Genomic DNA, 19,514 nt, shown 5'->3' with positions numbered 1-19,514 from the left:
GCATGAAGTGTCAACCTTCAGCTTGAGAGGAGCATCCGATGACCGTCCCTACGCATCCATCCGGCAGCGCACTTCGCGAGCGCATGATCGAAGACATGTCCATGCGCGGCTTCACCGAGGATACACGCCGTGACTATATCCGTTGCGTGAAGGCGTTTGCAGCCTTCATCGGGCGGTCGCCTGATACCGCGACGGCTGAGGATCTGCGGCGTTTCCAACTGCACCAGACCGAGAGCGGCATGCGGCCGCCGGGGATCAACAGCTCGGTCTCGGCGCTTCGCTTCTTCTTCACCGTGACGCTCGACCGGCCCGATCTCTCGCGCCGTCTCACCATCATCCGCCAGCCGCGCAAGCTGCCGCTGGTGCTGAGCGTCGAGGAGGTGGCGCGGCTGCTCGAAGCCGCACCAGGTCCGAAGTACAAGGCCGCGCTCGGCACGGGCTACGGGGCGGGGTTGCGGGTGTCGGAGATCGTGGCGCTCAAGGTGAGTGACATCGACTCGACGCGCATGCTGATCCGCGTCGAGCAGGGCAAGGGGCGCAAGGACCGCCACGCCATGCTGTCGCCGCAACTGCTCGGGCTTCTGCGCGCCTGGTGGGGCCAGGGCAAACGCCGCGGCGTGATGCTGCCGCGGGGCTGGCTGTTCCCGGGCCGCAACCCGATCACGCCACTTTCCACGCGGCAGATGAACCGCGCCGTTCATACGGCGGCGGAGGCCGCCGAGATCAAGAAGCGGGTAACGCCGCACACCCTGAGGCATTCCTTCGCCACACATCTCCTGGAGCAGGACGTCGACATTCGCGTCATCCAGGTCCTGCTCGGCCATGCCCGGCTCAATACGACCGCGCTCTATGCCCATGTCGCCACCAAGACGATCCACACCGTGATGAGTCCGCTCGACCGGATCAGCCTGCTCACAGAGGGCGAGATACGACCGGACAGGTGACGCGGCGGCGGTGCGCCGCCCGTCCCTGGAGGTCGCCGACATCTTCCATCGCCATGGCGCCGCCTGGCGCGCGGCCCAGGCCGGCCATTTGAGCCTCGGCCAGCTAAAGGTGATGTCGGCGATCGAGACCTGCCGCACCGCGGCGCTTGGCGGTCACGTCGAGGCGTGCGAGGACTGCGGCCACCGTCGCATTGCCTATAACAGCTGCAAGAATAGACACTGTCCAAGGTGCCAAGGCGCGACGGCAAGGGAATGGCTCGCCGCACGCGAGGCCGATCTCTTGCCGGTCGGCTACTTCCACGTCGTCTTCACGCTGCCGGCCGAGATCGCCGGTATCGCCTATCCCAACAAGGCGGTGATCTACGACCTGTTGTTCCGCGCCGCCTCGGAAGCGATGCTTACCATCGCCGCCGATCCAAAACATCTCGGCGCCCGCATCGGCATCACCGCCGTGCTGCATAGCTGGGGCTCGGCGATGACCCATCATCCGCATGTCCACATGATCGTGCCCGGTGGCGGCATCTCGCTCGATGGTGAGCGTTGGGTGTCCTGCCGGCCCGGCTTCCTCCTGCCCGTGCGCGTGCTCTCAAAACTGTTCGGGCGGCTCTTGCTGGCGAAGCTTACTGATGCCCATGCCGCCGGCCGGCTGAGGTTCTTCGGCGACAATGCTGGCCTCGGCGACAAGCGCGCCTTTGCTGCCTTCCTGGCACCGCTCAAGAAGAAGAACTGGTTCGTCTACGCCAAGCCGCCCTTCGCCGGACCCGAGGCCGTGCTGGCCTACCTGTCGCGCTATACCCATCGCGTCGCCATCTCCAACAGCCGCCTGATCACGCTCGATGAGACCGGCGTGACGTTCCGCGTCAAGGACTACCGTCGCAACGGGAAGGAGCGCTTCCGGACCATGACGCTGGAAGCGGGCGAGTTCATCCGCCGCTTCCTGCTCCATGTCTTGCCCAAGGGCTTCCACCGCATCCGCCACTACGGACTGCTTGCCAGCGCCAACCGCAAGGCCAACATCGCGCGCGCTCGCGAACTTCTCGCCGCGCCGCAGCCCAAGGCCGAATGCAACGGAACGGGCGCCGATGCCGCCACGCCATCGGATTGGCGGCCGCCATGTCCATGCTGCGGCGGCAGGATGATCGTCATCGAGACCTTCGAACGCGGCGGCGACCGCGCCCGCGCGCCGCCATGGACGAGGGCGCCATGACCCCAAACCGCTGCTCTTCATCGCTCTGCATGCCCGCCGAGGGCTCTGGTCGTCGGCGGACCGATGCGATCGGGCGTCTCCGGCCGGTCGCATGTCCCGCACCATCTGCAGCGCCGAAACCGCCCGCTCTTCAAGGGCCGCATCGCTATGCGCACCGCCATCGCCAGCCCGTCGAGCTACGCCTGCCCACCCACCAAGCCCGTCGGTGCGGTCACAACGGACCAAGCCGAACCGTCAAATCCCCATAGACTCGAAACCGAGATCTCCACCCCGCGAGTTCCTTCCCTGGAGGCTTCCGGACGCCGGCATCGGAGCCACGCCATCTCAGTAGAGGGCCGGCATCCGAAACTCATCACACGTCACGACGATACTCGTACCGACCTGAAGGTCCGCAAATTGGAGGTTTGAGGTCCAAAGCTGCCATTCCGCTTGCGGCCCCATTGCGGCCTTCGAGAACTGTAGACGAACGATTGCCTATGGCCGTTGGAAGCTTTCATCGAACAGCCAAAGCTGCCGTTAGAAGGCCTCGCTTTGGGAAGCTTCGCCATGCTTCCCTGCAGGGTAAGAATGGCTACAGAGTGGACCTCAAGGAGTAGGTCTCTATGTACCGCCTGAATAGCGTAACGATCCCAGCCCACGAAAAAGCCTCTCTCAATCAAGAGTTGAATACGTCCTCCGGGCCTCGAACCCTAGAGGGATTTTCGACTATCATCGATGCACAAGCCGTTGTCATATCGGCGTGGTTACCAAATGTCGGCATCGGTGGTTGCGTGTCCCCGCAACCAAATATCAAAACGGCCCGCATCACGCGGGCCGTTTTGCGTTTGCGGCCGGGCGCTGTGCAGATCCGGCGTAAGCGGTGTTTTGGACCCACCTTTCGAGAATGGTCGCGATCTGTGAGGTTGCCGGTTCTGCATGGGAACGGAGGTCGGCTCGTGTTCTGGACTTGACCTTACGTTCAACCTTGAGCGTCGGCCTCGACGTTTCGACGCGATCAACGGGGGCTGGTGATCATGCCTGCAGGTCGGATCCGAAGGTTTGGTGGTAGATCGCCTCGATCCGCGCCGCCTCGTCATCCGTTAGAGCGGCGAATTCCTTTTCACGGGCGCGGTTCGAAAGGCGGCCGCCGTTCTGATGAAGGAAGCGAAAGAGCGAATCGGTCAGACGCTCGGGCATGTCGATGAAGGCATCGACCTGCTGCCGGAACTGATCGTAGCGGCGCAGGAAGGCGGTCTCGTCGGGAAGATCCTTTTCTATCGTCCGCCGGACGCAGGTGTAGAGAAATTCGGCGTGGGGTGTCGCGTCGAAGAAGCGGTAGAAATCCCCAGTGTCGTTCAGGACACGGACATTGAATTGCGGCGTCGGCTGCCATTCGATCAGCGGCAGCAGGCGCTGCGAAAAACTCTCAAGCACGCCCCGGTACTCGTCGATTTTCTCCAGTATCGCGGCCGAAACAGGGAACACTACTCCTGGCGGGTTGAAGCCGCGCGCGGCAAGGACATGATGGATCAGGTAGCGGTGAATGCGGCCGTTTCCATCTTCGAATGGGTGGATGTAGACGAAGCCGAACGCGAGGATCGCCGCGACGATGACCGCATCGAGGCCTTGGGCGGGGCCGCGGTCGAACGCGACCATGCCGTCGATCAACGATTCCAGGTCCTCGGGCCGGGCGCTGATGTGATCGGGCAGCGGCATGCGGTTGTCGCGGTCATGCGCGCCGACGAAGCCGCCCTCCTGCCGAAAACCGAGCTTCACGAAGCGGGCATCGCCGAGCACGATCCTTTGCAGGCGCAGCAGCTCATCGCGATCAAGCGGCTGACGACCAGCCTCGCCGATGGCGCGGCCCCAGCGCTGCATGCGGTCCTGCGGCGGACGCTCGCCCTCTATCGCATAGCTTGATCGCGAGTCCTTGAGCAGAAGGAAAGCGGCTGTCCGAGCAAGCAGGTCGCGCGGCACGTCCGCGACGATCGCCTGCGCGCGCCGAGGCAGGTCGAGGCCGATGAATTCTTCAAGGACCCTGGTGCGGAACACGAGCGGGCAGAAATACGGCGTGCCGGGCAGGTTATCCTTCACGCGGTAGCGCGGAGCGGTCTTATCCTGCGCCGCCCATTGCAGTTCGGGGTCGACAACAGGAACATAGCGTCCGGCGGTCGCGTCGGGGAGATCGAGGCGCGTGTCCATCAGCCACTCATAGAGAAACCAGATCCGGCGGGCGTAGCCGCCGGTCGGGCTTTTGCGGACAAGCGCTTCAATCGGTGCGGTTCCGGTCACCAGAAACAGCCGCTTGAGGATTGCCAGGTCCAGTCCCTCGTATTTGAGAGCGAAGGTCAGGTGGCCTTCAAGGGTTGAATGCGGCGCATGCCGGGGCGTCATAATGCGCCAGCCGTCCCGCTCGGCAATGCGGTGATGTTCGCCGGTGGCGGAGAGAGTGTGCGGCAGGGGCACGGCAAGCCCATAGGCCCCGATCAGCGCGCTGTAGCCGGCAAGAGTCGCGGTTTCAGGAAGGCGTAGTTCCTGAAAAACGTTCACCTGCCCTGAAAATTGATGCTCCTGCGGAACAGTCATGAAAACCGTGCCTTCCATTCGAATTTTGGTACGAGCCACCAAAATCCATGAAAAATGATTCTAATTTATGAAAAATGAGGCGTCAAATGCGGATGTCTCGAAAAGCGATTCTGAAAGTAGTTGATAGACTGCTTGTTCAGGCCGCGCCTCTACCGCAGGCTTTCCAGCTCGCGGATGCGTTTGGCGCCGTCGGCCTCGAGCTGCCGGGTGACGGCGCCGATCAGCGTCTCGGCCACGACGAAAAGGGCCGCCGAGGAGTCCCAGGCCGAGGGCACGGCGGTGCGCCCGGCGATGACATGGCGGGCGAAGCGGGCGATCGGCGACAGCCACTGGTCGGTGAACAGCACGATCTGCACGCCGCGCTGATGCGCCGTCTCGGCGAAACGGACCAGGCTGTCCTGGTAGCGTCGGATGTCGAAGATCACCAGCACATCGCGCTTGCCCATGTCGATCAGCCGGTCGCGCCAGACGCCTTCCTGTCCGCCGAGGTGAAAGACGTTGGGCTGGACGATGGCGAGGTGAGCGGCCATGTAGCGCGCCAGCGGATCGGTGAAGCGGCCACCGATCAGGAAGGTTTTGCCGCGCCGGTCGGCAAGCTTTGCGACGATGTCGGCAAGCTGTTTGTCGGACAGGTGCCTGAACGTCTCGCGCATGTTGTCGAGCGTCGCCTCCAGCATCGGCGATACCGCGCCGCCATTCGGCGATGGCGGGTTGAGCGTGCGCGACGCCGGCGACTGCAGTTGCGCCGCCAGTTCGTCCTGCAGCGCCGACTGGAATTCCGGGTAGTTCTGGAAGCCGAGCCGGGCGACGAAACGCAGGATCGTAGGAGAGGAGACGCCAGCGGCAGCTGAGAATTCGGCGACCGTCTTCAGGCCGATCAGCGGATAGCTGGCGATCAGCGTCTGCGCTGCGCGGCGTTCGCCCGCCGGCATCGAGCCGATGCGATCCGAGATCAGTTCGGCAATGCTCGAAATCATCTTTTCCCCATGCCCGGCCGTTTTGCCGAAATCGCATTTGACCCGAAATCGCGTTTGACAAAGCCGGACAAACTGTATGAAATCATCCACAGGGACGCAATGAGGCAAAATACGTAACATACGATACAGCGCTCCCCGGGGACGACATGATAATGGAGACAGCACGGCCCGCCAGCCTTGCATCGCCTGAAAGCGTAGGGGTGACGAACCCCGGCGGATCGAGCCCTTTCGTGCTGACCTGCGACCACGCCTCCAACTTCCTGCCGCCAGAATTCGGAACGCTCGGCCTTGCTGCCGAAGAGCTTTCCCGCCACATCGCCTGGGATCCCGGCGCGCTGCCGGTGGCCCGCCGCATGGCCGCGACGCTTGACGCGACGCTGGTCGAGACCCGCATTTCGCGCCTTGTCATCGACTGCAACCGCCCGCTCGACGCACCCGATCTGGTGCCGCCGGTCAGCGAGATCACAACCATTCCGGGCAATGCCGGCCTGTCGGAAAAGCAGCGCGCTGCGCGCATCGCTCTGTCCTGGCAACCCTTCCACGATGCGGTCGCGCGTATCATCGACACAAGGCTGGCGCGCGGGCTCGAGACGCGGCTGGTTTCAATCCATTCCTTCAACCCGGTCTACAACGGCAAGAGCCGGCCCTGGCACATCGGCGTCATCCATGACGAGGATCGTCGGCTGGCAGCGCCGCTTGTCGCCGCGCTGCAGCGGCTCGCCGGCGTCACAGTCGGCGTCAACGAACCCTATTCGCCGGCCGACCGCGTCTATTTCACGCTGGAACGGCACGCGCGTCCGCGGGGGTTACCCTGCGCGATGATCGAAATCCGCAACGACGAAATATCCGACGGAGCCGGGCAGCGAAAATGGGCGGATCTGCTCGCGAGGATTTTTTCCGATCTCGAGCCGTCATCCGGATCCCAGGGATCTGGCCGGCGCGGGCTCGGCCATCCGGTGGAACCGGTCAACTGACAAGAAGAAGGGGACTTTCAAATGGCAGGCGGTAATACGAAGCACGTTGGCAGCGTCGCATACGCGAAGCGCGACAAATCTTATTTCGAGGACCGGCAACTGGTGCGTCATGCCAATGTCTGGCATCTGTGGGCGCTCGGCGTCGGCGCCGTCATTTCCGGACATTTCTCGGGCTGGAATTTTGGATTCGGGACAGGCGGCTGGGGCGGCATGCTGGTGGCCGGCATCATCATCGCCATCATGTATGTCGGCCTCGTCTTCTCGATCGCCGAGATGAGCCCGGCTTTGCCGCACACCGGCGCTGCCTACTCCTTCGCCCGGACGGCGATGGGGCCGTGGGGTGGCTTCATCACTGGGCTTTGCGAAAACGTCGAGTATGTGGTGACGCCCGCCGTCATCGCCTTCTTCATCGGCTCTTATATGGGAGGCATCTGGTCGGTCGCCTTTCCCGACTCCAGCGTCTGGCCACCGCTCTGGTGGCTGGTGACCTATGGGCTGTTCCTGGCGTTGAATATTTTCGGCGTCGCGCTGTCCTTCCGCGTCACCCTGATCGTCACGCTGCTGTCGCTCGCCGTGCTGATCGTCTTCTGGATCAGCGCCATCCCGAGCATGGACTTTTCGCGCTGGGCGCTGAACATCGGCGTCGGTCCGGACGGAGCGGCGATGGAGCTTCCTGAAGGCAATGGCTCGATGTTCCCGTTCGGCTTCTCGGGCGTGTTGGCGACGTTGCCTTTCGCGGTTTGGCTGTTCCTGGCGATCGAGCAGCTTCCGCTGGCGGCGGAAGAATCGGTCGACCCCAAGCGCGACATGCCGCGCGGCATTATCGCCGGCATGCTGACGCTGATGGTCTCGGCCTTCATGATCGTGCTGCTCAACCCGTCGGTCGTCGGCGTCGGTTCGTTCAAGCTCGCCACTTCCGGCGAGCCTCTGCTTGACGGGTTCCGGGCGATCTATGGCGACTCGGGCGCAGTGCTGCTTGGTGTCATCGCGCTGATTGGATTGATCGCAAGCTTCCACACCATCATCTTCGCCATGGGCCGCCAGGTCTATTCGCTGAGCCGCGCCGGCTATTTCCCGTCGGCGCTGTCGGTCACCCACAAATCGTACAAGACGCCGTATGTGGCGATGTTTGCGGGCGCCATCGTCGGCTTCGGCATCATGCTGATCATGTGGTTCGCGCTTGGCGGCGCTACGGCCGGTTCGCTCATCGGCTCGGTGTTGCTGAATATGGCGGTGTTCGGCGCGATGTTCTCCTACATCCTGCAGGCGGTGTCCTTCATCCTGCTGCGCCAGAACCAGCCGAACATGGAACGTCCCTATCGCAGCCCGCTCGGCGTCCCGGGCGCCGTGCTGACGATCATCATCGGCGTGGTCACCCTGCTCTACCAGATTCAGGACGCGAACTTCACCAAGGGCGTGGTCTGGGTGGCGCTGTGGTTCGCCATCGCGATCGTTTATTTCGGGCTGGTCGGCCGTCACAAGCTGATCCTGTCGCCGGAAGAAGAGTTCGCGCTGGAGCACGCGCAGAAAGCCTGACCCTGTCTCGGACCTCAAGAAACACCCGGCCGCTTCCTGCGGCCGGGTCCAGAGTTGAACTCTCGAAGCGCCACAAAGGCGGCGGAGCTTGCAAGAATGGCCGGAAATTTCTCGTTCGATCAGTTGAAAATGGCGGTCTCCAGCGGTGAGGTCGATACCGTGCTGGCGTGCATTGTCGACATGCAGGGGCGGCTGGCGGGAAAGCGGTTCCTGGCGCAGTATTTCGTCGATTCCGCCCATGACGAGACGCATGGCTGCAACTATCTCCTGGCCGCCGACATCGATATGGAACCGGTGCCCGGCTACAAGGCGGCGAGCTGGTCGAAAGGCTATGGCGACTTCGTCATGAAGCCGGCTATGTCGACGCTGCGGCGCATTCCATGGCTGGAAAAGACGGCGCTGGTGATCTGCGACGTGCTCGACCACCACAGCCATGACGACCTGCCGCATTCGCCGCGCGCCATCCTGAAGAAGCAGGTCAAGCGGCTGACCGAACGCGGCTATATCGGCTATTTCGCCTCCGAGCTCGAATTCTATCTGTTCAGCGAAACCTACGATTCCGCCCGCAAGAAGCACTGGCAGGGCCTCGACACAGCCTCGCCCTATATCGGCGATTATCAGATCGGCATCACCACCAAGGAAGAAGGCGTCATGCGCCGGCTGCGCAACGAGATGCAAGCGGCCGGCATTCCGATCGAGAACTCCAAGGGTGAGTGGGGTCCGGGCCAGGAAGAAATCAATGTGCGCTATGCCGAGGCCCTGGAAATGGCCGACCGCCACGTCATCCTGAAGAACGGCGCCAGGGAAATCGCCGAGTCCGAAGGCAAGGCGGTCTCGTTCATGGCCAAGTACAATTACGGGCTGGCCGGCAATTCCAGCCATATCCACAACTCGCTGTGGAGTGCCGACGGCCAGACGCCGCTTTTCTACGACAGACAAGCCGAATGGACCCTGTCGACGCTCGGCCAGCAATGGGCGGCGGGGCAGCTCAAATATGCCAGGGAATTCACCTGGTTCCTCGCGCCCTACGTCAACTCCTACAAGCGCTTCCAGGCCGGCACCTTCGCGCCGACCAAGATCATGTGGAGCGAGGACAACCGCACCGCCGGTTTCCGCCTGTGCGGCGAGGGCACCAAGGGCATCCGCATGGAATGCCGCATCGGCGGCGCCGACCTCAATCCCTATCTCGCCTTCGCCGCGCTGATCGCGGCCGGCCTTGCCGGCATCGACGAAAAGCTTGAACTGCAAAAACCCTTCGTCGGCGATGCCTATCAAGCCTCGCAGCTGCCGGAAATTCCGAAGACCCTGCGTGACGCCACCGAGACGCTGGCGAAATCGGAGATGCTGAAGCAGGCGCTCGGCGACGGCGTGCTCGAGCATTACGTCCATACGGCGCACTGGGAGCAGTTCGAATACGACCGCCGCATTACCGATTGGGAACTGCACAGAGGGTTCGAGCGGTATTAAACTACGCCAGCGCTGCCGTTCAGCCTTTGCTGCCCGACGGGCGGGCGACCCAAAGACCGCGATTGTCATAAACTGCGAGGACTCAAGGAATGACCGACACGGTCAAGATAAAATCTCCCGTCGATGGTTCGATCTATGCCGAACGGCCCATCGCCACGGACCAGGCGATCAATGCCGCGGTCGAGCGTGCCAAGGCGGCGCAGGAGAAATGGGCTGAGACGCCGATCGTCGAGCGCGGCAAGTACATGCTCGCCATGCTGGAAGCGCTGGTCGCCATGACCGACGAGATCGTGCCGGAGATCGCCTGGCAGATGGGCCGCCCGGTGCGCTATGGCGGCGAATTCGGCGGCGTCAGGGAACGCACCAGCTACATGGTCGAGATCGCCGAAGCGGCATTGAAGCCAGTGATGGCCTCCAATCCCAAGGACGGGTTTCGCCGCTATGTGAAGAGAGTGCCGCTCGGCGTGGTCCTGGTGATCGCGCCGTGGAACTATCCCTATCTCACCGCCGTCAACACGATCGTGCCGGCGCTGATGGCCGGCAGCGCCGTCATCCTCAAGCATGCGGCGCAGACGCTGCTGGTCGGCGAACGCTTTCAACAGGCGTTCGACAAAGCAGGCCTGCCCAAGGGTCTGTTCCAGAACCTCGTCATGAACCATGCGCAGACCGAAAAACTGCTCGGCTCGGGCAAGATCGACCATGTCAATTTCACCGGCTCGGTTGCCGGTGGCCGCGCCATCGAAAAGGCCGCAGCGGGCACCTTCATGACACTCGGCCTCGAACTCGGCGGCAAGGATCCGGCCTATGTCCTGGCCGATGCCAAGATGGACCACGCCGTCGCCAACCTGGTCGACGGCGCCTTCTACAATTCCGGCCAGTGCTGCTGCGGCATCGAGCGCGTCTATGTCCATGAGAAGGTCTATGACGAATTCGTCGAAGGCTTCATCGCCGAAACCAGGAACTACGTCGTCGGCAACCCGCTCGACCAGGCGACGACGATGGGGCCGATGGCACAGGCGCGCTTTGCCGACCTGATCCGCGAGCAGAAGGCCGAGGCGCTGCGCAAGGGTGCCAGGGCGCACATCAACATGACGGTGGCCAATGACGAGCAAGGCTCGCCCTATCTGGCGCCTGAAGTGCTGACCGGGGTCGATCACCAGATGAGTGTCATGCGCGAGGAGAGCTTTGGGCCGATCGTCGGCATCATGAAGGTGCGCAACGACGAGGAGGCGATCGCGCTGATGAACGACAGCCCCTACGGGCTGACGGCCTCGATCTGGACGCGCGACACCGACCATGCCGCGGCTCTCGGCGATCGCATCGAGACCGGCACTGTGTTCATGAACCGCTGCGACTATCTCGATCCGGCGCTGGTCTGGACCGGCGTCAAGGACACCGGCAAGGGCGCCGCACTCTCGGCCATCGGCTACGACAATCTGACGAGGCCGAAATCATATCATCTGCGTGAAGCCATCTGATTTTTTCGAAAGACAAAAATGACAAAATTGATTTCCAAATGGAACTACCCGACAACCGTGCGCTTCGGCGTGGGGCGCATCAAGGAATTGCCTGATGTGCTTGATGCCACCGGCATCAAGCGGCCGCTCTTCGTCACCGATCCAGGGCTGGCCAAGCTGCCGGTCGTCGCTTCGACCTTGAAGATCCTCGACGACGCCAAGGTGCCCTATGGTGTGTTTTCCGAGGTCAAGCCGAACCCGGTTGACTCCAACCTGACCGCCGGCATTGCGGTGTTCAAGAAGGGCAAGCATGACGGCGTCATCGCCTTCGGCGGCGGCTCGGCGCTCGACCTCGGCAAGCTGATCGCTTTCCAGGCCGGCCAGACGCGGCCGGTCTGGGATTTCGAGGATGTCGGCGACTGGTGGACGCGCGCCAACTCCGACGCGATCGCACCGATCATCGCCGTGCCGACCACGGCCGGCACCGGCTCGGAAGTCGGCCGCGCCGGCGTCATCACCAATGAAGCGACCCACACCAAGAAGGTCATCTTCCATCCGAAACTTTTGCCGGCCATCGTCATCGCCGATCCGGAACTGTCGGTCGGTATGCCCAGCTTCATCACCGCCGGCACCGGCATGGATGCGCTCGCCCATTGCCTCGAAGCCTATTGCGCGCCGGGCTATCATCCGATGGCCGACGGCATCGCCGTCGAAGGCGTGCGGCTCGTCTTCGAAAACCTGCCGAAAGCCTTCGCCAACGGCAAGGATCTGGTCGCCCGCGCCCACATGATGAGCGCGGCCGCGATGGGCGCTGCCGCCTTCCAGAAAGGGCTGGGCGCCATCCACTCGCTGTCGCATCCGGTCGGCGCGCTCTACGACACCCATCACGGCATGACCAACGCCGTGTTCATGCCTTATGTGCTGGCCTTCAACCGCGACGCCATCGAGGTGCGCATCGCCCGGCTCGCGGCTTATTGCGGCATCAAGGGCGGCTTCGACGGTTTCGCCAAGGCTGTCACCAAGCTGCGCAAGGAATTGAAGGTGCCGCACGCGCTGCCAGGCCTGATCAAGGGGCTCGACATGGACAAGAAGCGCAAGGGCCTGATCGCCGATATGGCAGTGGTCGATCCGACCGCCGAGGGCAACCCTGTCAAGCTGACCAGGAAGGCGGCGCTGACGCTGCTCGAAAATGCCATTGCCGGCACCGCCTGACACAGTATTCGCGCCGGAAACTGATCCGGGAAATTGAGGGCAATGAAAGGGGGAAAGATGAAAGGTAAGACGGAAACTCGTTAGCCGGAAAAATAGTCGCGAGGCGATTGCTACAGCCGGTTAAAAAGAGTTTACTTTTTCGTACTGCAGGGCATCGCTTTCACAAACCATTCATCGGGCTGTCACACGAAAACGATACCGCATCGCAGGCGTCCAACGGCGTCAGTTCAACGGAGAGAACACATGTTCAAATTCACGGGAAAAGTACTTTCCCTTACGGCCGTCGCCCTGATGGCGACCTCTGCCATCTCGTCGGCGCAGTCAATGGATGAACTGGTCGCCGCCGCCAAGGCGGAAGGCCAACTCACCACCATCGCGCTGCCGCATGACTGGTGCGGCTATGGCGCGGTGATCGCCGGCTTCAAGGCGAAATATCCGGAAATCACCGTCAACGAGCTCAACCCCGATGCCGGCTCCGGCGACGAGATCGAGGCGATCAAGGCCAACAAGGACAATAAGGGCCCGCAGGCGCCCGACGTCATCGACGTCGGCCTGTCCTTCGGCCCGACCGCCAAGGCCGACGGCCTGATCCAACCCTACAAGGTGTCGACCTGGGACACGATCCCCGACAGCGCCAAGGATCCCGAAGGCTACTGGACCGGCGACTATTACGGCGTGCTGGCGATGATGGTGAACAAGGATCTGGTCAAGGAAGTGCCGACTGATTGGGCCGATCTTCTTAAGCCGGAATACGCCAACGCCGTCGCGCTCGCCGGTGATCCACGCGCCTCGAATCAGGCAATCCAGGCGGTCTACGCCGCTGGTCTTTCAAGCGGCGCCGCGGCCGGTGAAGCCGCAGGTACTGCCGGCCTCGAGTTCTTCAAGAAGCTCAATGCCGCCGGCAATTTCGTGCCGGTCATCGGCAAGCCGGCGACGCTTGCACAGGGTCAGACACCGATCCTGATCAACTGGGACTACAACGCGCTTGCCGGCCGCGACACGCTGAAAGGCAATCCGCCGGTCGACGTCGTCGTGCCGAAGACCGGTGTCGTCGCCGGCGTCTACGTGCAGGCGATCAGCGCCTACGCGCCGCATCCGAACGCTGCCAAGCTCTGGCTGGAATATCTCTATTCCGACGAAGGCCAGATCGGCTGGCTGAAGGGCTATTGCCACCCGATCCGCTTCAACGATCTCGCCAAGAACGGCAAAATCCCGGAGGACGTGATGGCCAAGCTGCCGCCGGCCGCATCCTATGAGGCCGCGGTGTTCCCGTCGCTCGATGAGCAGGGCAAGGCCAAGGAAGTCATCACCAAGAACTGGGACGCCGTCGTCGGCGCCAACGTTCAGTAAGGTTGAAAACCGCCGGGCGGCTTCACCGCCGCCCGGTATTCCCGCTAGAGCGACGTGCGTCGGACGCACAAAGTACGCTCTAGAACTCAAATTTCCGCATCGTGCTTTCCGAAAATCGAGTTCGATTTTCGGGCCGATGCGATAAGACGGTAGCCGGCGCATGACCGATCTCTCGCTTTCCGATCACGCGATTGCCGGGAAGACGGCGCCGCCCAGCGAGGCGCGCGCGTTTCGGCTGCCGACGCAATGGCTGGGCGTGGCGCCGTTCTTCATCTTCGCCATCATGTTCCTGGTCCTGCCCACACTCTATCTGGTGCTTGGCGCCTTCCAGAACGCTGCCGGCACGTTCACCTTCGACAACATTGTCGGTATCTTCGACCCACCCAATCTGTCGAACTACATACAGTGCCAATATGATTCCTGGATCTCCTGGGTCGACGGAAACTGCAGGCTGCCCACTATCCTTGCCGCCTACTGGATCTCGATCAAGATCAGCCTCGCTTCGTCGCTCATCGGGGCATTTGCCGGTCTGGCCATTGCCATTGCCATCGTGCGCGGCGGCCTGCCGAACTGGATACGTTCGGCGACGCTGACCTTTTCCGGCGTGGCTTCGAATTTCGCCGGCGTGCCGCTAGCCTTTGCGTTCCTCGCTACGCTCGGCCGGCTCGGCCTCGCGACGGTGATCCTGAACACCGTGTTCGGCCTCAACATTTACGCCCACGGCTTCAACATCCTGTCGTTCTGGGGCCTGACGCTGACCTATGTCTATTTCCAGATCCCGCTGATGGTGGTCATCATCACGCCGGCGATCGACGGACTGAAGAAGGAATGGGGCGAGGCGGCCGCGACGCTTGGCGCCACCACGGCGCAATACTGGCGCATGGTCGTCATCCCAGTGATATGGCCGAGTTTTCTCGGCACCGTCATCCTGCTGTTTGCCAACGCCTTCGGCGCTATCGCCACCGCCTATGCGCTGACCGGCTCGTCGCTCAACATCATTCCCATCGTGCTTTACGCACAGATCCGCGGCGACGTGCTGCACAACCCGCATCTCGGCTATGCCATTGCATTCGGCATGATCGTCATCACCGGCCTCGCCAACGTCTTCTACATCTGGTTCCGGACGCGCAGCGAAAGGTGGCTCAAATGAAGAGCGGACGTTTCTGGGCCTGGGTCGTCTTCGCGCTGGGTGCGGCCTATTTCTTCATTCCGCTGATCGCGACCGTGGAATTCTCGATGCGCATGCGGCGCGGGGTCTATTCCTTCGATGCCTACGAGGTCGTGCTTGGCGATCCCCGCTTCCAGGCGACCTTCGGCTATTCGGTGCTTGCCGCCATCTTCACCATCATCCTCGGCGTGCTCATTGTTGTGCCCACCGCCTACTGGATCCGGCTACGGCTGCCGCAACTGAGACCGGTCGTCGAGTTCATCACTCTGCTGCCGCTGGTCATCCCGGCCATCGTCATCGTCTTCGGCTACATCAGAATGTACGGATCGAACTCGCCGCTGCCGTTCCTGGCGAGCGACACGGGCACCAACGCCTTGCTGGTCATCGGCTATGCGACGCTGGCGCTGCCCTATATGTACCGCGCCGTCGACACCGGGCTTCGCACTATCGACGTGCGCACGCTGACGGAAGCGGCGCAGATCCTCGGCGCCGGCTGGGGCACGATCATCGCCCGTGTCATTCTGCCCAATGTGCTGATCGCGGTATTGTCGGGCGCCTTCCTTACCTTCGCTATCGTCCTCGGCGAATTCACCATGGCCAGCCTGCTCAATCGGCCGGCCTTCGGTCCCTACCTGCAGAACATCGGCGCCAACCGCGCCTATGAGCCGGCGGCACTTGCCATCATCGCCTTCGCCATTACCTGGGCGTGCATGTCGCTGATCCAGATCCTGTCGCGTTTTGCGCCGCGATCGGCGAACCGGCCAAACTGACCGAAAAGTACTGACCGAAAGAAAAAAAGCCATGGCCGAGCCGTTCCTCTCCATCCAGCATGTGCGAAAATCCTTCGGCGCCACCACCGTCGTCCAGGATTTCAACCTCGACGTCGAGCCGGGCGAATTCGTCTCCTTCCTCGGGCCGTCGGGCTGCGGCAAGACGACGGTGCTGCGCATGGTCGCCGGCTTCGAGGAGCCGAGCGCCGGCAAGATCGTCGTCGCCGGCAAGGACATCACCCGGCTCAAGCCCAACCAGCGCAATGTCGGTATGGTGTTCCAGGCCTATGCGCTGTTTCCCAACCTGACGGTGGCGCAAAACATCGGCTTCGGGCTGAAGGTCGCGGGCATGCCTAAGACCGATGCCGACAGGCGCGTTGCCGAGATGCTCGACCTCATCAAGCTGCCGCAGATGGGCGACCGCTATCCCTATCAGCTCTCCGGCGGCCAGCAGCAGCGCATCGCGCTGGCGCGGGCGATTGCGCCGAAGCCGAAGCTCCTGCTGCTCGACGAGCCGTTATCGGCGCTCGACGCCAAGGTGCGCGTGTCGCTGCGCGAGGAAATCCGCTCGATCCAGAAGAGGCTCGGCATCACCACCATCTTCGTCACCCACGACCAGGAAGAGGCGCTGTCGATCTCCGACCGCATCGCCGTCATGTATGGCGGCAAGGCCGAGCAGGTCGGCACGCCGTTCGAGATCTACAACCGGCCGGCAACCAAGTTCGTCGCCAATTTCGTCGGCACGCTGAACGTGCTCGAAGGCACCGTCACCGATGCAGCCTCGGGCAAGGTGCGCGTCAATTCGCAAGAGGTCTCGCTGCAGGGAAAGCTGAACGGCTCCAAGTCCGGCGACACGCTGTCGTTGGCGCTGCGGCCCGAGGCGATTTCGCTCGGCCGCCATCCCGGCCGCGACTCCAGCCTTTCGGGCGAGATCACCGAAGTGCATTTCCTCGGCTCGGTCATCCGGGTTCGCGTCGGCATCGGCGGCAGCACGGTGTCGCTCGACACGTTCAACAGCCCGGCCGCGCCGCCGCCCGCTGTCGGCGAGAAGGCCGAGATTTCGTTCTCGTCGGGCGACATGCTGGTGCTGCATTAGGGGAAGAGTGAATAGTGAATGGTGAATAGTGAGTAGTGAGTAGTGAGTAGCAAGAAGGGCACTTTACGCGGCGAAATTGCTCTGCAAGCGACCATTCACCATTCACCATTCACCATTCACCATTCACCATTCACCATTCACCAGCCAAAGCCGGTCGCCGTTTTTGCAGTGCCAATCGCCCGGCTTCACCGCTACGATGAGGCATGGCGCTTTTCGAGCTGACCCTTGTTCTCCTGCTGATCGCCGTCGCGCTGGCGGCGTTGTCGCGGCGTCTCCAGGTTCCTTATCCGTCGTTGCTGGCGCTGGCAGGCGCGGGCATCGCCTTCCTGCCGTTTGCGCCGACCATCGAGATCGATCCCGAACTGGCGCTCGCCTTGTTCATCGCGCCGGTGCTTCTCGACGCGGCCTACGACACGTCGCTGCGCGATCTCAATCGCTACAGACTGCCGCTTTTCTTGCTGGCGCTTGGCGCCGTCGTTTTCACCACCGCTGCCGTGGCGCTCGTTGGATGGACAATGGCAGGCCTGCCGATCGCTGCGGCCATCGCCCTTGGCGCGATCGTGGCGCCGCCCGATGCCGTCGCGGCGTCTGCCGTGCTTGGACAGTTCAAGGTGCCGCACCGCGTCACCGCGATCCTGCAAGGCGAAAGCCTGCTCAACGACGCCACGGCACTGCTGATCTACCGCATGGCGGTTTCCGCAACTGCCGGCTCCATCCTGGTGAGCAGCGCGGTTCCGATGATCTTGCTGTCGACGGTCGGCAGCCTCGCCGCGGGCTATGTGCTCGGCCGATTGTCTCTCGTCACACTCAGCCGCATCAGAGATCCGGCAAGTGGCACGGTGGTGCAATTTGCCGGGACGTTCGGCGTCTGGATCCTGGCCGACAGGATCGGGCTCTCCGCCATCATAACGATCGTCGTCTATGCCATGACCATCGCACGTACCGCGCCGCGCCACATGCCGGCCAGAAATCGCGTCAGCTCCTACTCGGTCTGGGAGACGGCGGTGTTCGTGCTCAACGTGCTGGCCTTCGTCCTGATGGGACTTCAGGCACGGTCGATCGTCGGCCGGCTTGCCGAGCAGGGGCAGGTCGGAGCGTTCGTCTTCGCCGCAGCCGTGCTGGCTGTCGTCATCGTCTCGCGCCTCGTCTGGGTGCTGGGATGCGGTGCGATCATGAGGTGGCTCGCCAGCTTCGGTGACGCGGAACGGCAGGCCGAGGCGCCGTCATTTCGCGGCGGCGTGCTGATCGGCTGGTGCGGCATGCGCGGCCTTGTCACGCTTGCAGCAGCATTTGCCTTGCCAGCTGACTTTCCCGGCCGCGACCCAATCGTGCTCGCCGCTTTCTCGGTCGTCCTCGGCACCCTGGTGCTGCAAGGCATCAGCCTGAAGCCGCTGCTGCGCCTGCTTCGTCTCGATCCGGACGGAACTGTCGACCGCGAGGTCGCGCAGGCACGCGTCGCCATCATGCAGGCCGCGCTGGACGTGTTGAGCGGCAAGACATCGAATGCCGCGGCGGTGGTCCGCGAGCAATTTGCCGCGCAACGCACGATCGCTGAAAACCCGGAGGACGCCCAGGCAGCGACCGAGTACGACAGGTTGCGCCTCTATGCCATCAAGAGCCAGCGTGACGCGCTGGAGCAATTGCGTATCGACGGGACGATCGGCGACGAAGCGTATCATCGCCTGGAGGAGGAAATCGACTGGTCGGAATTGGCCGCTTCTCCGCCGGGACGATTCCAGCCGTTGACGACTTAGAGCGGCGGACTTTCAAATCGAATCGTACCGCCGCTCTATCTCTTTGTTTGAGCATCCGGCTGCACATTGCAGCCGATCAGCCCAACGGCTACTGCTTTCAGGGAATTGAGCCGGATAAGCAATGAAGCTGGTCAGCTACAACATCCAGTACGGGTTCGGCGGCGACGGCCGCTACGATCTCTCGCGCTGCGCCAAGATCGTCGCCGGCGCCGACATCATCGCCTTGCAGGAGGTGGAACGGCACTGGCTGCGCAGCAACGAAGACGACCAGCCGGAACTTCTTTCGCGATTGCTGCCCGAATACTATTGGGTTTATGGACCGGCCTTCGACATGGACGCCAGCGAGCGGCGTGACGGCCGCATCGTCAACCGGCGGCGGCAATTCGGCACCATGCTCCTGTCCAGGCTGCCGATCGTCTGGTCGCGCCTGCACACGCTGCCGCTGCGCCGCACCGTGCGTCCGCTCAACACCCGTAACGCAGCGCTTGAATGCATGATCCACACCCCTGCCGGTCCGGTGCGGGTGCTGTCGCTGCATCTGGCGCATATCGCCGCCGAAGAGCGGCTGGAGCAGATCGACTATCTGCTCGCCGAGCATCGCCGGGCGCCGTCCGACGGCGGCCCGTGGAGCGGCGCCGACGATGAGCCCGTGCGCAACTGGAGCAATGGCGAGCCGGAGCCGGAAAACCCGCTGGCGGCGATCTGGATGGGCGATTTCAACATGGAGCCGGGCAGCGCCGAGTACCGGCGCATCGTCGGCAGCACGCCATATCATCGCGGTGCCGTCTATCTCGACGGTTTCGTCGATGCCGCCGCCGTCACCGGCGAACCAACGGCGGATTTCCACACCCATGTGAAAACCATCGACGGCAGGCTGGCAAAGCGCCGGCTTGATCATTGCTTCGTCGGCGGGATGTTGGCGGGACGGGTGCGCTCGGTCAGCGCCGATATCGGCGAAATCGCCTCCGACCACTTCCCACTGCGGGTCGACATCGACCTGGAAACGCCGTTCGCGACAGGGACCGGAGGCGGATGAG

Annotated in this window: 15 protein-coding genes; 13 read left to right on the top strand and 2 right to left on the bottom strand. The window is 62.9% G+C overall.

The window, feature by feature from the left end:
- The first annotated feature begins 38 nt into the window (after positions 1-38).
- A complete protein-coding gene (locus tag M727_RS0114505) occupies positions 39-944 on the top strand; it encodes a tyrosine-type recombinase/integrase (RefSeq protein ID WP_027153293.1) in 906 nt (301 codons plus the stop codon).
- A 10-nt stretch (positions 945-954) separates the two neighbouring features.
- Positions 955-2,151: an IS91 family transposase gene (locus M727_RS0114500; protein WP_027153292.1), complete on the top strand. Its 1,197-nt coding sequence runs from the start codon at positions 955-957 to the stop codon at positions 2,149-2,151.
- A gap of 1,011 nt (positions 2,152-3,162) precedes the next feature.
- On the opposite strand, the gene M727_RS0114490 is transcribed toward M727_RS0114500, so the two are convergent.
- Together M727_RS0114490 and M727_RS0114485 are read right to left on the bottom strand one after the other, a co-directional pair.
- Positions 3,163-4,716, bottom strand: coding sequence for a Fic family protein (locus M727_RS0114490; RefSeq protein WP_027153291.1), 1,554 nt, complete (start codon positions 4,714-4,716; stop codon positions 3,163-3,165).
- Between the two features lie 149 nt (positions 4,717-4,865).
- Positions 4,866-5,693: a MurR/RpiR family transcriptional regulator gene (locus M727_RS0114485; protein ID WP_027153290.1), complete on the bottom strand. Its 828-nt coding sequence runs from the start codon at positions 5,691-5,693 to the stop codon at positions 4,866-4,868.
- A 152-nt stretch (positions 5,694-5,845) separates the two neighbouring features.
- Here M727_RS0114485 and M727_RS0114475 point away from each other — a divergent pair, with 152 nt between their 5' ends.
- The 11 genes from M727_RS0114475 to M727_RS0114425 all read left to right on the top strand — a co-directional run bounded on the left by M727_RS0114475 (position 5,846) and on the right by M727_RS0114425 (position 19,513).
- A complete protein-coding gene (locus M727_RS0114475) occupies positions 5,846-6,667 on the top strand; it encodes an N-formylglutamate amidohydrolase (RefSeq protein ID WP_027153289.1) in 822 nt (273 codons plus the stop codon).
- Between the two features lie 21 nt (positions 6,668-6,688).
- Positions 6,689-8,203, top strand: coding sequence for an amino acid permease (locus M727_RS0114470; RefSeq protein WP_027153288.1), 1,515 nt, complete (start codon positions 6,689-6,691; stop codon positions 8,201-8,203).
- A 96-nt stretch (positions 8,204-8,299) separates the two neighbouring features.
- Positions 8,300-9,670: a glutamine synthetase family protein gene (locus tag M727_RS0114465; protein ID WP_027153287.1), complete on the top strand. Its 1,371-nt coding sequence runs from the start codon at positions 8,300-8,302 to the stop codon at positions 9,668-9,670.
- Positions 9,671-9,759: 89 nt separating this feature from the next.
- Positions 9,760-11,148: an aldehyde dehydrogenase family protein gene (locus tag M727_RS0114460; protein WP_027153286.1), complete on the top strand. Its 1,389-nt coding sequence runs from the start codon at positions 9,760-9,762 to the stop codon at positions 11,146-11,148.
- A gap of 18 nt (positions 11,149-11,166) precedes the next feature.
- A complete protein-coding gene (locus M727_RS0114455; protein WP_027153285.1) occupies positions 11,167-12,339 on the top strand; it encodes an iron-containing alcohol dehydrogenase in 1,173 nt (390 codons plus the stop codon).
- A 243-nt stretch (positions 12,340-12,582) separates the two neighbouring features.
- Positions 12,583-13,689, top strand: a complete 1,107-nt coding sequence (locus M727_RS0114450; protein WP_023798107.1) for an ABC transporter substrate-binding protein — start codon at positions 12,583-12,585, stop codon at positions 13,687-13,689.
- A 160-nt stretch (positions 13,690-13,849) separates the two neighbouring features.
- Complete coding sequence (locus M727_RS0114445) at positions 13,850-14,839, top strand: ABC transporter permease subunit (RefSeq protein WP_027153284.1); 990 nt, start codon at positions 13,850-13,852, stop codon at positions 14,837-14,839.
- The gene (locus tag M727_RS0114440) at positions 14,836-15,627 is read left to right on the top strand and encodes an ABC transporter permease (protein WP_027153283.1); all 792 of its coding nucleotides are present in this window, start codon (positions 14,836-14,838) and stop codon (positions 15,625-15,627) included. Before M727_RS0114445 ends, M727_RS0114440 begins: the two co-directional genes overlap by 4 nt.
- 31 nt (positions 15,628-15,658) lie before the next feature.
- On the top strand, positions 15,659-16,723 hold the full coding sequence (locus M727_RS0114435; RefSeq protein WP_027153282.1) for an ABC transporter ATP-binding protein: 1,065 nt from the start codon (positions 15,659-15,661) through the stop codon (positions 16,721-16,723).
- A gap of 203 nt (positions 16,724-16,926) precedes the next feature.
- On the top strand, positions 16,927-18,477 hold the full coding sequence (locus M727_RS0114430; RefSeq protein ID WP_027153281.1) for a sodium:proton antiporter: 1,551 nt from the start codon (positions 16,927-16,929) through the stop codon (positions 18,475-18,477).
- A gap of 121 nt (positions 18,478-18,598) precedes the next feature.
- Positions 18,599-19,513, top strand: a complete 915-nt coding sequence (locus M727_RS0114425) for an endonuclease/exonuclease/phosphatase family protein (protein ID WP_027153280.1) — start codon at positions 18,599-18,601, stop codon at positions 19,511-19,513.
- Position 19,514 lies beyond the last annotated feature (1 nt).

Origin of the sequence: Mesorhizobium sp. WSM2561 (assembly GCF_000513915.1) — a bacterium.
In the GTDB taxonomy this organism is placed as follows: domain Bacteria; phylum Pseudomonadota; class Alphaproteobacteria; order Rhizobiales; family Rhizobiaceae; genus Mesorhizobium; species Mesorhizobium muleiense.
Note: the sequence above shows the minus strand (reverse complement) of the source record. Positions and strands in the feature narration are given on the sequence as shown.

Bases quoted from the DNA above. Each gene is read 5' to 3' on its own strand.
- M727_RS0114505 (WP_027153293.1), top strand. From the start codon at position 39: ATGACCGTCCCTACGCATCCATCCGGCAGCGCACTTCGCGAGCGCATG.
- M727_RS0114490 (WP_027153291.1), bottom strand. From the start codon at position 4,716: ATGACTGTTCCGCAGGAGCATCAATTTTCAGGGCAGGTGAACGTTTTT.
- M727_RS0114485 (WP_027153290.1), bottom strand. From the start codon at position 5,693: ATGATTTCGAGCATTGCCGAACTGATCTCGGATCGCATCGGCTCGATG.
- M727_RS0114475 (WP_027153289.1), top strand. From the start codon at position 5,846: ATGGAGACAGCACGGCCCGCCAGCCTTGCATCGCCTGAAAGCGTAGGG.
- M727_RS0114470 (WP_027153288.1), top strand. From the start codon at position 6,689: ATGGCAGGCGGTAATACGAAGCACGTTGGCAGCGTCGCATACGCGAAG.
- M727_RS0114465 (WP_027153287.1), top strand. From the start codon at position 8,300: ATGGCCGGAAATTTCTCGTTCGATCAGTTGAAAATGGCGGTCTCCAGC.
- M727_RS0114460 (WP_027153286.1), top strand. From the start codon at position 9,760: ATGACCGACACGGTCAAGATAAAATCTCCCGTCGATGGTTCGATCTAT.
- M727_RS0114455 (WP_027153285.1), top strand. From the start codon at position 11,167: ATGACAAAATTGATTTCCAAATGGAACTACCCGACAACCGTGCGCTTC.
- M727_RS0114450 (WP_023798107.1), top strand. From the start codon at position 12,583: ATGTTCAAATTCACGGGAAAAGTACTTTCCCTTACGGCCGTCGCCCTG.
- M727_RS0114445 (WP_027153284.1), top strand. From the start codon at position 13,850: ATGACCGATCTCTCGCTTTCCGATCACGCGATTGCCGGGAAGACGGCG.
- M727_RS0114440 (WP_027153283.1), top strand. From the start codon at position 14,836: ATGAAGAGCGGACGTTTCTGGGCCTGGGTCGTCTTCGCGCTGGGTGCG.
- M727_RS0114435 (WP_027153282.1), top strand. From the start codon at position 15,659: ATGGCCGAGCCGTTCCTCTCCATCCAGCATGTGCGAAAATCCTTCGGC.
- M727_RS0114430 (WP_027153281.1), top strand. From the start codon at position 16,927: ATGGCGCTTTTCGAGCTGACCCTTGTTCTCCTGCTGATCGCCGTCGCG.
- M727_RS0114425 (WP_027153280.1), top strand. From the start codon at position 18,599: ATGAAGCTGGTCAGCTACAACATCCAGTACGGGTTCGGCGGCGACGGC.